The sequence below is a fragment of the Tepidisphaeraceae bacterium genome, assembly GCA_035998445.1.
Taxonomy (GTDB): domain Bacteria; phylum Planctomycetota; class Phycisphaerae; order Tepidisphaerales; family Tepidisphaeraceae; genus DASYHQ01.
Window position 1 is genome coordinate 352,168 of record DASYHQ010000061.1, and the last position, 13,646, is coordinate 365,813.

Annotated in this window: 7 protein-coding genes; 1 reads left to right on the forward strand and 6 read right to left on the reverse strand. The window is 65.7% G+C overall.

What is annotated here, in order from left to right:
• Positions 1–3: 3 nt before the first annotated feature.
• The 4 genes from waaC to VGN72_23875 all read right to left on the reverse strand — a co-directional run bounded on the left by waaC (position 4) and on the right by VGN72_23875 (position 7,181).
• Positions 4–1,068, reverse strand: coding sequence for a lipopolysaccharide heptosyltransferase I (gene waaC / locus VGN72_23860; GenBank protein HEV7302396.1), 1,065 nt, complete (start codon positions 1,066–1,068; stop codon positions 4–6).
• A 312-nt stretch (positions 1,069–1,380) separates the two neighbouring features.
• Complete coding sequence (locus VGN72_23865) at positions 1,381–3,453, reverse strand: ABC transporter permease subunit (GenBank protein ID HEV7302397.1); 2,073 nt, start codon at positions 3,451–3,453, stop codon at positions 1,381–1,383.
• A gap of 234 nt (positions 3,454–3,687) precedes the next feature.
• Complete coding sequence (locus tag VGN72_23870; GenBank protein HEV7302398.1) at positions 3,688–4,623, reverse strand: ABC transporter ATP-binding protein; 936 nt, start codon at positions 4,621–4,623, stop codon at positions 3,688–3,690.
• 95 nt (positions 4,624–4,718) lie between these two features.
• Complete coding sequence (locus VGN72_23875) at positions 4,719–7,181, reverse strand: hypothetical protein (GenBank protein ID HEV7302399.1); 2,463 nt, start codon at positions 7,179–7,181, stop codon at positions 4,719–4,721.
• 186 nt (positions 7,182–7,367) lie between these two features.
• Here VGN72_23875 and VGN72_23880 point away from each other — a divergent pair, with 186 nt between their 5' ends.
• Positions 7,368–10,829 carry a carbohydrate-binding protein gene (locus VGN72_23880; protein HEV7302400.1) on the forward strand — a complete coding sequence of 1,154 codons (3,462 nt, stop codon included), beginning with the start codon at positions 7,368–7,370 and terminating at the stop codon, positions 10,827–10,829.
• A gap of 421 nt (positions 10,830–11,250) precedes the next feature.
• Here VGN72_23880 and VGN72_23885 read toward each other — a convergent pair whose 3' ends face one another.
• Together VGN72_23885 and VGN72_23890 are read right to left on the reverse strand one after the other, a co-directional pair.
• Positions 11,251–11,481, reverse strand: coding sequence for a hypothetical protein (locus VGN72_23885; GenBank protein ID HEV7302401.1), 231 nt, complete (start codon positions 11,479–11,481; stop codon positions 11,251–11,253).
• A gap of 26 nt (positions 11,482–11,507) precedes the next feature.
• Complete coding sequence (locus VGN72_23890) at positions 11,508–13,151, reverse strand: hypothetical protein (protein HEV7302402.1); 1,644 nt, start codon at positions 13,149–13,151, stop codon at positions 11,508–11,510.
• Positions 13,152–13,646: the final 495 nt, after the last annotated feature.

The window sequence follows — 13,646 nt, forward strand, 5'->3', positions numbered from 1 at the left end:
ACCCTAGCCCTCCCCCGGCGTACCGGGAGAGGGAACCAGAGGCCTGCGCTCCAACTGCATCTCCGCCATGCGCAGGACCGCGTCCACGCTCAGCCAGTTCAGGCAGCTGACGTGCGAGCATTGCTTTGAGTAGCACGGGCTGCAGGGGATGTCGACGCGGACCACACTGTCCAATCGGCCGTAGGGGCCGGTGCGGATGGGGTTGGTGGGGCCGAACATTGTCACCAGCGGTCGGCCGAGGGCGGTGGCGATGTGCATGGGGCCGCTGTCGTTGGCGATGACGAGGTCGGCCCGTTCGAGCAGGGCGACCAGTTGCCGCAGGGTGGTTTGGCCGGTCACGTCGATGCCGCCGATGAGGGGGGCGATCGACTTCTCGTACGCGCCGCCCGCGACCACCGTTTCCAGTCCGAACCGGTCGCGCAACGGCTGCCGCAACGCCGCGAACGATGCGGCGGGCCAGCGCTTCGTCACCCAATTCGTGCCGGGCAACAGGACGGCGTAGCGCGTGCCCTCTGGGATGAGCGACCGAATGTGGGCGCGGTCGGCGTCGTCGGTGGGGAAGACGTACCGCACGGGTTCATCGGGGCAGCCGAGCGTTTGGGCGATCTTCAGGTAACGGTCGATCGCATGCTGCTCGGGCGTGCCGACGTCCACGCGGTGCGTGTAGAACAGCGGCGCCATCTCGCGGGCCTTGCTGAAGCCGATGCGGACGGCCGCCCGCGTCTTCCACGCCATCCAGCCGCTGCGAAACAGGCCCTGCAGGTCGATGACGAGGTCGTACTGCGCGTCCCGTAACCGCCGGCCGAAGGCGAAGAGTTCGTGGCGCGTTTCACGATTCTTCCACGCGGCCCCGAGACGCTTGCGGTCGAACAAAATCGCGTTGTCCAACTGCGGGTGATTGTCGAGTATGCCCGCGCACGCCGGCGTGACCAGCCAGTCGATCTTCGCCGCCGGCCAGCGGTCGCGCAGCAAGTTCAGGATCGGCAGCGCATGCACGACGTCGCCCACCGCGCTGGGCTTAATGATCAAGATGCGGTTAGGGGGCGTCGGAAACGCGATGGCCGTCATGCGATGCACGCATGAATAAGCGAGGCGGCGGCAAGTTGCAAAGAACGGAACGGACGGACTGGATGACAGAGTCAGGAAAAGAGTTGAACGCCAAGACACCAAGGACGCCAAGGTAGGAAACGCCAAGGAGTTCTTTATCCCCTTTCTTTCCTACCTTGGCGTTCTCGGCGTCCTGGCGTTCATTTCAGAATGGTTTCAATAAGGCCACGCGGTTTAGAACCCCGTACAACGGGCGGCCCGCCCGTTTCTTCGTGGCTAAAACACGGGCGAGCCGCCCGTGGTACGCGCGGAGACGATGGACGAAAAACGCGTCTACCGCGACTGCCGGCGGATCGTCATGTCGAAGTTCTTCACCATGCCTGTATACATGCCCCACACCACGGCGGTGTAGATGCCGATCGCGATCCAGCTGCCGATGAAGATCAGCACGCGGGCATCGGCCAGTTCGCTGGCCCAGGTGGGGTTGGCGGGGTTGAAGTTGTAACTGACGGCCTGCGGGTTGATCAGCAGGCCCAGGAGCGTGAAGGGGCTGAAGCTGCCGATGGCGACCGCGATGTCCGAACCGCGGCCGCTTTCGAGGAAGGTGTAGCCGCACCAGCCGAGCGTGCCGGTGACGCCGGCGACGATGCCGACGCTGGCCATCACCGCCGTCACGGTCGTGCGCATGCGCAGCGACATCTGCATGCCCAGGATGGCGGCGAACGCGCAGACGATGACGAACATGCCCGGCAAGATCAGCAGCGCTTCCGGCAGCACGATCCAGCGGAAGCCGACACCGCCCGAACCGCTCAGCAAGCGGTACATGTCGTAGACGATGAAGATGGCCACGCTGGCCAGCGGCACCGCGATCAACGGCAGCACGAAGCTCACCAGCCCGCGCAGCTTGCCCCAGATGTAGTAACGGCTGGTGATCGGCGTGGTCAGCAGCAGGTCGAGGCTGCCGTCCTCCTTCTCGCGCGTCACCGTGCTGGCGGCGGCGTTGGTGACGATGAGCAGGATGATCGCCAGTTCGACGATTGTGGCGCCCAGCAGGTAGCCTTGCAGCGCCGTCGCCGACAGTGCGGATGGCACCTCGGTCGCCGTCACGCTCGCCAGCACGCGGGCGTTGCCACCACTGGTGGTCACGTCGACCGCCATCCGCCGGCGAAGGTCCTCCAGCGTGCCGGGTTGGCCGTTCACCTTTACGTCGACGGGCTGATTGGCGCGAATCTCGTAGTTGGTGGCCGAGTCGGGCGTGTAGACGGTGAAGATGCCGGTGGCGCTGTCGTAGCTCGTGCGGTCGATGTACATCGCCGGCGTGGTGGTCGACGAATATAACCACAGCAGCACGACCGCGCCGGCAACGCCCGCGAGCATGAAGCCGTAGCGCAGCAGCGTCGCCCGGGCGGCCGATGCCTTGGTCTTGGCCTCGCGCCAGGCGATCGGGTTGCTCCAGACGAAGCGCGGCTTGCGCGTCGTGGCGCCCTTCGACACGTGCAGCTTCTGCAAGATCCACGACCGCAGCGACACGGTCGACTGCGCCAGGCGGCGCAGCATGACGATCGACGGCACCACGAGCACGAAGCTCAGGAAGAACATGAACGTGATGTAGAACCCCGCCGGCCGGGCGAGGTACCAGCCCCAGGGCCAGCCCTGCAAGTCGGGCGGCAGGTCGGTCATGGCGGGCGGGGCATACAGCTCTGAACCGAAGATCGTCTGCAGCGCCAGGAACGGGTTCAGCCCGGTCATCCAACTGGTCGTCGAGAGCGCGCCGGTCGTCAGGTTGATCTTGAACGCGTCCAGCTGGTCCAACAGCGCGGTGCCGACGAGGTAGAGGACGATGAAGAAGTAGAAGCTGAAGATCGTCCGCCGGGTGCCGACCTTAAAGGTCGCGATCGCCATGGCCATGGAACCGGTCACGAACGCCGTCGCCGCCGCCACGTTGAACGATTGGATGATGTCGCGGATTGCCACGCCACCGAAGATCTGCGTGATCGAGAAGATCGGGATGCCGCTGATGAGCAACGCGATCACGAAGAACAACCGCGACAGCAGCGACCCCAGCACGATCTGCCCATTAGTCAACGGCGTGGCGAGCAAGATGTCGTACGTCTGGCTGTCCTTTTCCTGCGTGATCGCCCCGGCGGTAAAGATGGGCGACAGCAGGGCGACCAGCGCCAGTTGCAGGTAGCTCATGCGCTCGAAGAGCTGCCGGCTGATGCTCGTCAGCTGGTCGAGCTGCGTCGCCTGCGTGTTCAGCGAGAAGACCACGACGAGGATCAGCAGGCCCAGGTAAATGCAGCGAATGAACAAATCGCGCCGCCGCTTGCCACCGGCCTCGATGACGCGGAGCAGGATCGGGTTGGCGGGGATGAGACGCCAGAGGTAGTCGGTGATGCCTAGCATGGGTAATGACCAATGACCAAACCAGAGTGACCAATGAATGACGAAGGCTAAATGACGAACGACCGCCGTCGTCACGTTAGTTGTCATCCCGATGGGAGGCCTGCCGACCTGAGGGATCTCGAATTACGGACGGTTCTCGGCCTTGGGAGATCCCTCAGGTTGGCAAGCCTCCCATCGGGATGACATCGGCATCTCGCGGCCGCGATGCGTCGTCTCAGGTTCGCCATCGGGCTTCTATTGAACAATGCCCTTCGTCATGCGCATGAACGCCGTTTCCAGGTTTACTTCCTCTTCCTTCAAGAGCGTCAGCCTGAAGCCCGACGACAGCAGCCGATGCGGGATGAACGTGTAGTCCTTCACGCCTTCCTTCAATGCCACTTCGAAATGCCCGGGTTTCGGCGTGACCGATTCAACGTTCGGGTCTTGGCTGATCAGCGCTTCCGCCTGCCGTTGGTTTTCGAGGACGCCGACGAGCAGATTCATCCCGCCCCTCGCCCGGCGGACGATTTCCGTCCAGGGGCCACTGTAGAGCAGTTCGCCGCGTTCGATGATGCCGACGGTGTTACAGAGGTCCTGCAGTTCGGGCAGGATGTGCGAGCTGATGATGATCGTCTTGCCCATGCGCTGCAGCGTCTTCAGCAGCTCGCGCAGCTCGATGCGGGCCCGGGGGTCGAGGTTGCCGGCCGGCTCGTCGAGCAGCAGCACCTTGGGGTCGTGCACGAGCACGCGGGCGATCGACAGCCGCTGCTTCATGCCACGGCTGAGGCCGTCGACGGGGGCGTCGCGCTTGTAGCCCAAATCGGTCAGTTCCAGCACGTCGTTGCAGATCTTGGTCCGCTGGGCGCCGTTGATGTTGTACGCGGCGGCGAAGAAGTCCAGATACTCCTGCACCACCATGTCCTCGTACGCGCCGAAGTAGTCGGGCACGTAGCCGATCATCGGGCGGATCTGGCGGCTCTGGTAGCCGACGACCAGGTCGCACACGCGCGCCTCGCCCCAGGTGGGCTGCAGCAGCGTGGCGAGGATCTTGATCGTCGTCGACTTGCCGGCGCCGTTGGGCCCGATGAAGCCGAAGCAGTCGCCTTCGTTGATCTCGAGGTTCAGGTTCGACAGGGCCACGAGCGTGCCGTATCGCTTGGTGAGGTTGACGGTTTTGATGACAGCGGCCATGTGATTCTCGTGACAAGGGCCTCTGGCCCGTACTGCGTAAACTTCGTTGCCTACACGGGCCGCAGGCCCGCGTCACGGTCGAACTATCGCCGCCTTCACTCGCTCGGCGCCGTCGTCGGCTGGGTTGCAGGCGGTTCCGGTGGCGTGCGGTCGAGGGGGATGACGAACTCGTACAGCAGGTCGCCGGTGCCACCGTACGGGTCGCCGTCGACCAGGAACGGGTAGGGCAGTGGTTGTTGTTCGGCCGTGGATGCCAGCACGAGCATCTGGCCGTTGCTGACGATGTGCGACATGTTCAGGTGTCGCACGCCGCGACGCAAAATCTCGAAGCGACTGCGTTCGTTGCGGGTCTGGTCGCGCGGCGTGGGGAGCAGGTCGTAGAGCGCCATCAGCGGCAGCGACCGCACGTAACCGTTGGTCGAGTCGTCAAGCGTGGCAATATTGCCCATGCCGGACAGGCCCTGGTTGCGCAGCCCGCCGTACCACCAGCTGGTCCAGCCGGCATCACCGCGGCCGGTGCCCATGAAGTCGATGATCGGCCAGCCACCCAACCGGTCCTCGCGCGGAACTCGATAGCGGCGGCGTTCGGCCTCGGTCTCAAGGTTGAGGCCGGGCGGCGTCACCTGGAACGGTGGGTCGGCCACGTCGCGTGCGAAGTCGATCGTGGTGCCCTTCACCCACTTCTCGCGATAGAGGACGCGCATCTGCCCGTTGGCGTTGCGGTAGGCGATGTAGATGTCGCGCAAATCGGCGCCGGTGTTGTTGGTCAGCACGCCATCCACGCCGCGCAACTGGTTGAGCGACAGCTTCGCGAACCCGTCCACCCGGCCCGCCAGATCGCCCGACCAGCGGGCCTGCACCTTCTTCAGCGTGCTGCGGTAGGGGAACGCGACGACCGGCGCGCCGGCCTCGGTATCGTCCGGCACGGGCACGATGTACTCGCCTTGCACGGGCGGGCGATCGGTATCAGTGGGGCGCTGCTGCGGGTGCTGCGGATAGCCCGCGACGTACGGCAGCGATCCTTCGGCGGTCTGGCCGAGCGTGACGGGGATGGACCCGTCGTTCGGGATGTACAACCCGATGTTGCTCGTGGCGATCGCGGGTTGGCCAACGGCCGACTGCACGACCGTCACGTGCTTCACGACCGGTGGGCCGCGCAGCACGAGGCGCACCATGATCAGCGTGATCGCCGTCGCCACCACGGCGGCGGCGGCGAAGGCGAGCCAACTGAGCTCCTTCTTGCGCCAGTTGATGAGCGCGAAGTAGCTGCCCGGCCCGGCGGCCAGCCAGTAGATGATGAAGAAGATCACCGCCATCAGCACAAGCGCCGCGCCACGGCCGGCGTGGTTCATGCCGGTAAGCAGCGTGTAGCCGACGTCGATGGCGCTCGACGGGTCGCTGTACCCGTTGTCGTCGTCCCCGCGGCGGGCGGCGGGCAGCGTGTCGTTGTTCCACGCGAACACCGTGTCCCACACGTGCGCCCAACCCGCGGTTGCGGTGCGGGCCGTCAGGGACGGGTCGCCCAGGTCCTGTGCGACCCAGGTGGTGCCCCCCAGGCCCAGCACGCCGCGCACGATCCAGGGAGACGTCGTGCCGTCAGGCCATTCGATCGCGAGCCGTTCTTCCACCATCGCGTTGGGCTTCGGCGTGGCAGCGCCCATGCGGAACGGGCCGACCACGGTGCTCCACGCGTCGCGCGGGTCGTTCGACCGCGCCAGCGAGCGCAGCGGCTCGGGCTGCTGCGTCTCCTTCATCTCCACCAGACTCGTGCCACCGGCGGCGACGTACTCGATCGGCAGCAGGTGCGCCAGTGGCGTCAGACGGTCGCGCTCGGGCGACTGGCAGACGATCAGTCGTCCGCCGGTTCGCACGTATTGTTCGATGGCGGCGGTGCGGCGGGCGCCGCCCTCATCCAGTGCGTTGGCGTCGGCGTTCAGCCAGAGGATCGAATCGACGGCGGTGTAGGCCAACGCATTTTCGGGCAAGTCGCGCGGGCGCATCGCGACGAACGCGACGTCCTCACTGATGCCGATCGCGCGGTCGTACTCGCGGAACGCCGGGCGGCTGTCACCGTCGTAGATGCAGAGGACGAGCTTGCGGCCGCGCAGCAACGCACCGTCGCGCGCTGGTGGGCCATCGAGCGATTCAGGCACCTGCGTTTGCGCCAGTTGGCCGGCGGGTTTGTTGTCGGCCGTCAGCAGCTGCACGCGCAATCGCTGGCGCAGCTCGTCGAGCGAGCCGCTGGCCCGGGCGTCGGGCAGGCCGCTGGGTTGGGGGATGAAGAACATCCAGAACCGCTGTTCGGCCTGGCTGGTGTCGATGCTGATGTCGCGCGTGTACGCGGGGCGGTCGCGGTCGAGGTCTTCCTGGATGACCTGCAGCTTATGGAAGCCGGTGGTCAGGCCGGCCGTGCGGATGCGCACGACCATGGGCGTCCAAGCATCGGGACGGTAGTAACCACCGAAGCCGATGCTCTCGACCTCGCCGCGAATCTGTGCAAGGACCGCTGCGGGCGACAGCAGGACGAACAGCACCAACCCCACCAAGGTGTGACGCATTGACGATGACTGTAAACGGGCGGGTGATGGGGGGCAAGCGGGATTCATGTGAAAGGGGAGCACGTCGACGCGGAGCTTTGTTCATTGGACATTGGGATTTGCAGCCGTCGCGCGGCCGATTACCATTGCCCTTGCGTCGGCGTTTGTTCACGCCGCGCCAGTTTTCAAGGGAAGAGGGAAACCAACATGTCCGTCCGCAAGGGGAAGTCGCAGCCGCGCCTGCGCCGCACGTTCACGATCGAATCGCTGGAAGCTCGCCAACTGCTTTCCGTTGCCGCCACCGGGCCCGCGACGGCGGTGGAGGGGCAGCCGTACGTGCTGACGCTGCCGACGGAGGTGCCAAACGCGACCGGCGTCTCAGGATTTGCCATCGATTGGGGTGACGGCACGACCTCAGGCGCGTGGTTCGGCCAGCCCGCGGTCACGCACCTCTTCGCCGACGGCCCCGCGACGGACCGAATTACCGTGAAGGCCAACGCGTCGGGTGGGCAGGTTCCGGTGCCGGTGCGCATCGGATCAGGCGAGCCGTCGGCGGAGATTGACGCTGACTTTGCGAAGAACGTAACCACGTTTGGGAAGGCGCACGAGAGAGTTCGAGCCTATACCACCGACATATTGAAAGGCGTGGCGACGGATGCTCAGGACCGAATTGTTACGGCCGGTTTCAGCGCTGGCCTACGACCGCCGAGCATGACTGATCCGTTCATTCCGCAGGGGCTGGTGCTGCATCGTTTCCTGAAGGACGGCACCCCCGACGCCACGTTTGGGGACGGGGCCACTGCGGGTCGAACCATCATTCCCCTCAACGATTCCTGGCAGCCTCGCCTGGATGTCACCAACGCGTTCGTCGACAGCCAGGGCCGCATCTTCGTCGTCGGCACGTCGTGGTACAGGAACGACCAGCGGGGCGTGTTCACCGCCCGCTTTACGAGCGCCGGGACGCTCGACACAACCTATGGCGTTGGCGGCATCGCCGACATCCCAGCATTAACCTTCAACCCAGCCGGCCTCTTCTCGTACTGGACCCGCGATGCGGCGATCGACGGCGACGGACGAATTGTGGTCGTCGGGATGGGTGTCAATACCGACCGCGATATTCTGGCGCTGCGGCTGACGGCCGACGGTGCGCTCGACGAAACGTTCGGCGTCGCAGGCGTCGCGACGATCAACGTCAATGCAACGGACCAAGGCACCGCGGTCGCGATCGCGCCGGACGGTGGCATTGTGCTTGCTGCCGAAACGGCTACTACGAATTCGGCCTCGAAGCCGATGCTGGTGCGGCTGAACTCGAGTGGCATCATTGACGCGAATTTTGGCACAGCGGGGAAAGTCCATTTTACCGCATCTGAGTACGCGAGCGACCTGGTCATTCAGCCCGACGGCAAACTGCTCTTCGGACGCACGACCAACCCCAGCGGCAACGTAAACGATGCGATCTTCTCTCGCTTCAATGCCGACGGCAGCATCGATTCAACCTTTGGCGTCAGTGGCCAACGTGTCGTCAATTTTGGTGCGAGCGACTACCTGACACGGTTGCTACTGAGAGCCGATGGACGGATCCTCGCAACAGGCGTCAGCCCTGGTAGCAGCGCCACGGCCGGGCTATTGGTCAGCCTCAACTCGAACGGATCCTTCGACACTAGCTTTGGCACCAACGGCGTTGCCGCGACACCGGGACCGGTAGGCCAGTACCTCTATCCGACTGACGCGGTCCTCCAATCTGACGGATCGTTAGTGACGATCGAAGGGGGCGGGACGCCGGGCTATTACAGTTTCCTCGCCAAGTACCTCCCCGCGCCGCTCGTGCGTATTAGCAACGCCGCACCGACCGGCGAGTTCGTCGCGCCGACGCCAACGGTGACGGCAGGCGATACCACGACCGTGTACTTCCGGTCGACGCGCGATGCCGCCGGTGACTCCGCGGCGGGGTTCCGGTTTAGCTTTGATTTCGACAACGACGAAGCATTCGACGTCACTAACAGCACCAGTGGCACTGCCACCGTGCCCGCAAAGTACCTGACGACGCCCGGCGACCACGTCGTGCGCGGGCGGATCAGCGATAAGGACGGCGCCTACACCGACTACACCGTCACCATCAAGGTCGTCGCGCCGGTGAACATCGTGGCAACGCCCAGTTCGCTGGCGGTGAACGAGGGGGCGTCGGCGACCTTTGGGGTGAAGTTGTCGTCGCAGCCGGCCAGCAACGTGGACGTCCAGATCTCCCGCAACCACGAGAGCGACATCGATCTGTTCAACTACACGCAGTTCGTGACGTTCACCACCACTAATTGGAACACGCCGCAGAACGTCGAGCTCCGCGCCAATGAAGACGCCGACGCCGCCAATGGAACCGCAGAGTTCTCGCTCACCGGTTTCAACCTCACGAGCACGACGGTGACGGCGACCGAGGTCGACAACGACGTCATCGTTAACCCGCCACCGCCGGAGACCGTTACGCTGCAAGGGGAAGGCGGCACGTTCGGCGGTGGCACCGGCGTGGCAGACGACAATGCCGGCTACAACGGCACGGGCTATGCCGACTTCGGTGGCAACGGTTCTGCGGCGCAGTGGACGGTCAACCGCGCGGCGGCGGGGCAGGCGACGGTTACCTTCCGCTATGCGAACGGGTCGACCGCCAATCGCCCGCTGGCGATCTTCATCAACGGCACCAGCGCCGGCACGCTGAACTTCGGCCCCACCGGTGGTTGGACCACGTGGGGCACGACGTCGATCAACGTCGCGCTCGCGAGCGGGGCAAACACTATACGCGCCGCCGCGACCACGAGCGCGGGTGGGGCCAACATCGACCAGCTGACCGTCGGTTCCGTCGTCGCGCCGCCGCCGCCTCCTCCGCCACCACCGTCGACGACGGTGTATCAGGCCGAGTCGGCGACGCTGGCGGGCGGCACGCGTGGCAGCGCCGAGCATGCCGGATACATCGGCGCGGGCTTCGCCGACTTTGCTGGCGACGGGTCATCGGCCCAGTTCACGTTGACGCGGTCGGCCGCCGGCGCGACCTCGCTCGCCTTCCGCTACGCCAACGGCAGCACCGCGAACCGGCCGCTGGCGGTCTACGTGAACGGCGCCAGCGCCGGTACGCTGGCCTTCGGTCCAACGGGCGGCTGGACCACCTGGGGGACCGCAACGCTCAGCGACGTCGCGCTCAACAGCGGCACGAACACGATCAATCTCGTCGCCACCACCAGCGCCGGCGGGGCGAACGTCGATCAACTGACGGTCGCCGGCACCACGCCCAACCCGCCACCCCCCACGATGACGGTCTACCAAGGCGAGTCCGCCAAGTTGGGCAACGGCACCGCCCCCAGTAACCAGAACGGTGGCTTTACCGGCACCGGCTACGCCGACTTTGCCGGCAACGGGTCGTACGCCGAGTTCACCGTCGCGCAGTCCACCGCCGGGCAGAAGTCACTCGCCTTCCGTTACGCCAACGGCGGCACGGTTAACCGCCCGCTGAGCGTAACCGTCAACGGCGTCGCGATCGGCACGCTTTCCTTCGCCCCGACCGGTGGCTGGACCACGTGGAACGTAACGTCGATCCTGGCGACGCTGCAGTCCGGCACGAACATCATCCGCCTGACCGCCACCACGACCGCAGGTGGGGCGAACGTGGATTCGTTGACGGTGTAAGCGGGGGGCTATCACTCCTCTGCCGCGACGCGCGGTGGGCGCCTCCGTTCCTCCGGGAACGCTCTCCGCGTCTTCGGGGTCTCACCCCCTCCCTCCCCCGGAGGGAGAGGGAGGACGTCGCGCGGCGTTCCGCGACGCCTCTGTTCTTCCTTCGTGTTCCCCTTCGCGCCTTTGTGACTTCGTGGCTCCCCTTGATGAAATCGTGTCTAGCGCCGCATGGCAGACAAGAATGCGAGTGTGTGTGCTTAGTACAATCCCGACCGCAAAGCGTTAGCGGCTGCGCACGCAGATGCAGATGATGGCAATCCCTAGCAAGCATCCAAAGACCAGCAGTACGTTCCACCACCTCGGCTCGGGGTGCGGCGTGCCGGGGCTGGAGTAATCGAGCGGTTCGGGAGGGTCCGTAGGCATGAGATGGACGCTAAGGATTGGAGTCGCTTTGTTGGGGTTCGAACCGTCGGACGACCGATCGAAACGCGATCGCTCCAACGCCGATCATTACGGCAAACGTCCCAACGGTCGGGACGATCGACAGCCAGCCTTTCAATCCCTGCGCTGATTGCCCGAAGACCATCGCGACGCAGAGCAGTGCCGCGAATCCCATGACCGCACCGTAGAGCGTGGCCATGAGGTAGACGCCGACCTGCCGCATGTCACTTCTTCACTTTCTCCTGAAGGCTACTCCACCCACGACGTCACCGGCTGTGTCGGCATCGCCGCGGGTTGGGTGGTGGGCAGGGGGGTCAGGCGGTACAGCCGGCCGGAGCGGCGGGTGATCTCGGGGTTGCCGCCGCGCAGGCGCATCTGGCCGAAGTCCAGGATGTACATCGAACCGTCGGGGGCGATCTTGATGTCGATCGGGCGTTCCATGGCGTCGCCGGCCTCGGTCTTGTCGATGCGGCTCTTGGGCTTGCCCTTGGTGTTGAAGATGAACTGCTTCACCTGCCGCGTGTCCATGTCGACGCGCACCACCTCAAACCCCACCGTGCCGCGCAGCGGTTGGCCGCCACTGGCGAAGGGGGCGCGGTCGCCGCTCATGCCGACGATCGCGTTGCCGCGGAACTCGCGGAAGGGGGTTTCCTCGGGCACGAAGTCGAACTTCGCCGCGCCGCTGAGCGACGGGAACGCCGCGCTCACCAGCGTGTCGCGGTTGGGGGCCAGCAGGCCGCTGGCGCCGTGGTCGATCAGGAAGGCCAGGTCGGGATAGCCGCTCTTCACGATCATCGCCTTCGTCGCGTCGCTGATCTCCAACTCGCCCACGGGCCGCACGTCGGCCGTATAGTCGGGCCAGCCGTACCACGTGCCGGGGACGATGCGAAGCAGCGCGTCGGGGTCGTCCTGCACCGGCCGTGTGCCGCGCAGTTCCATGCCGTTGTTCGTCGCGTACAGCCGGCCGAACTCGTTGTAGCGCAACCCGCGCGGCAACCGGATGCCGTGCGCTTCCACGCGCAGATCGCCGCCCGTCGGGCTGATGCTATAGATGGCCCCGTTGGGCTTGGCCACCGGGCTGGGCGCGATGCGCGTCTGGTTGCTCACCCCGAACGGCTGGAACGGCGCCGTCACCGCGACGTCTTCTCCCACGAACAGGCCCGCCCGCGGGTTGGGCGTGTTGAAGCGATACCCGTACAGCTTCAACGGCACGTACGACTGATCCGCCAGCAACGGGTGCTCCTGCACCCAGCCGACCTTGAAGTTGTCCAACCCCACCACGCCGCTGTTCGTCGCCGTGCCCACGCCGAAAATCAACCGCCCGGTCGGCGACAGCGTGATGTCCGTCACGCTGTTGTCCCCCTGTGCCGGCAGGTCCGCCACCACCGTGCGCGTCGAGCCGTCGTCGATGCCGAACCGCGTGATCACGCCCATCCGGTTCTCATCGCGATGCGACACGAACAGCCCACCGTCGTGGTAGACCATCCCGCCGATCGGCGCGTAGATGTGGAACCGCTTCTTCAGGAACGCGAACGGCGACGAATCGGGCTTGGGATAAACGTCGAAGTACGTGCCGTCGGGCCGCCACCCGTAGATGCGCGGCTCGATCGGCCCCGCCCCCGTCTCGGCCAACACGATCGACCCATCGGGCAGAAACGTCATCGCGCTCGGCGCCGTCAACCGGTCCGCCACCAGCGTCAGCTCGTAACCCGCCGGGTACTCGACGTACTTGCGGTCGATCGTCCGGGCCGCATCGCCACCGTACATCCGCGGCCCCTGCGCGCACCCGGCCAGCAGCCCGAGCACCGCCACCGCCACCCCCACCCACGACACCGCGCCACCCCGTATCCGGCGGCGAAACCCATCGCGTTGAGCAGCGTACGACATCAGCATGAGGCCTCTCTCCACGCGCCCGCCCTCGCAATCGGGACGGGGCACACCACTGATATACCGGAGCACGCCCGGAATGTCATTAGGAAGGGGAGGGGCGAAGTCCGAACGATGACGCCCAAAGCCGAAGTGAAGACGACCGGTTCACCCGCCGATCGATGTCAACGCCGGGTGCCACGGTACGGTACGCCGTGCCGTGTCTTCCGCTGCCCAGGCAGAGCACGGCTTGGCGTACCAAACCGTGGCACCCGGCTCTTCACCCCCCTTGGCCGATCTCGGCGCGCAACAAAAAGGGGCGCGCCACACAGGCCGCGCCCCAGTCTTCACTTCAGACTTCATCCGTCAGACGTCGCCTCTACGCCGCGATCTTCGCCGGCTGCGCCGCGCCGCCGGCGCCGCCCGCGGCGCCGACGCTCATCGTCGTCATCGCGCCGCCGTTCACGCCGAAGTTCACGACGAACTCCGCCGCGTCGCCCACGCCGGTCGTGCGCACGCCCT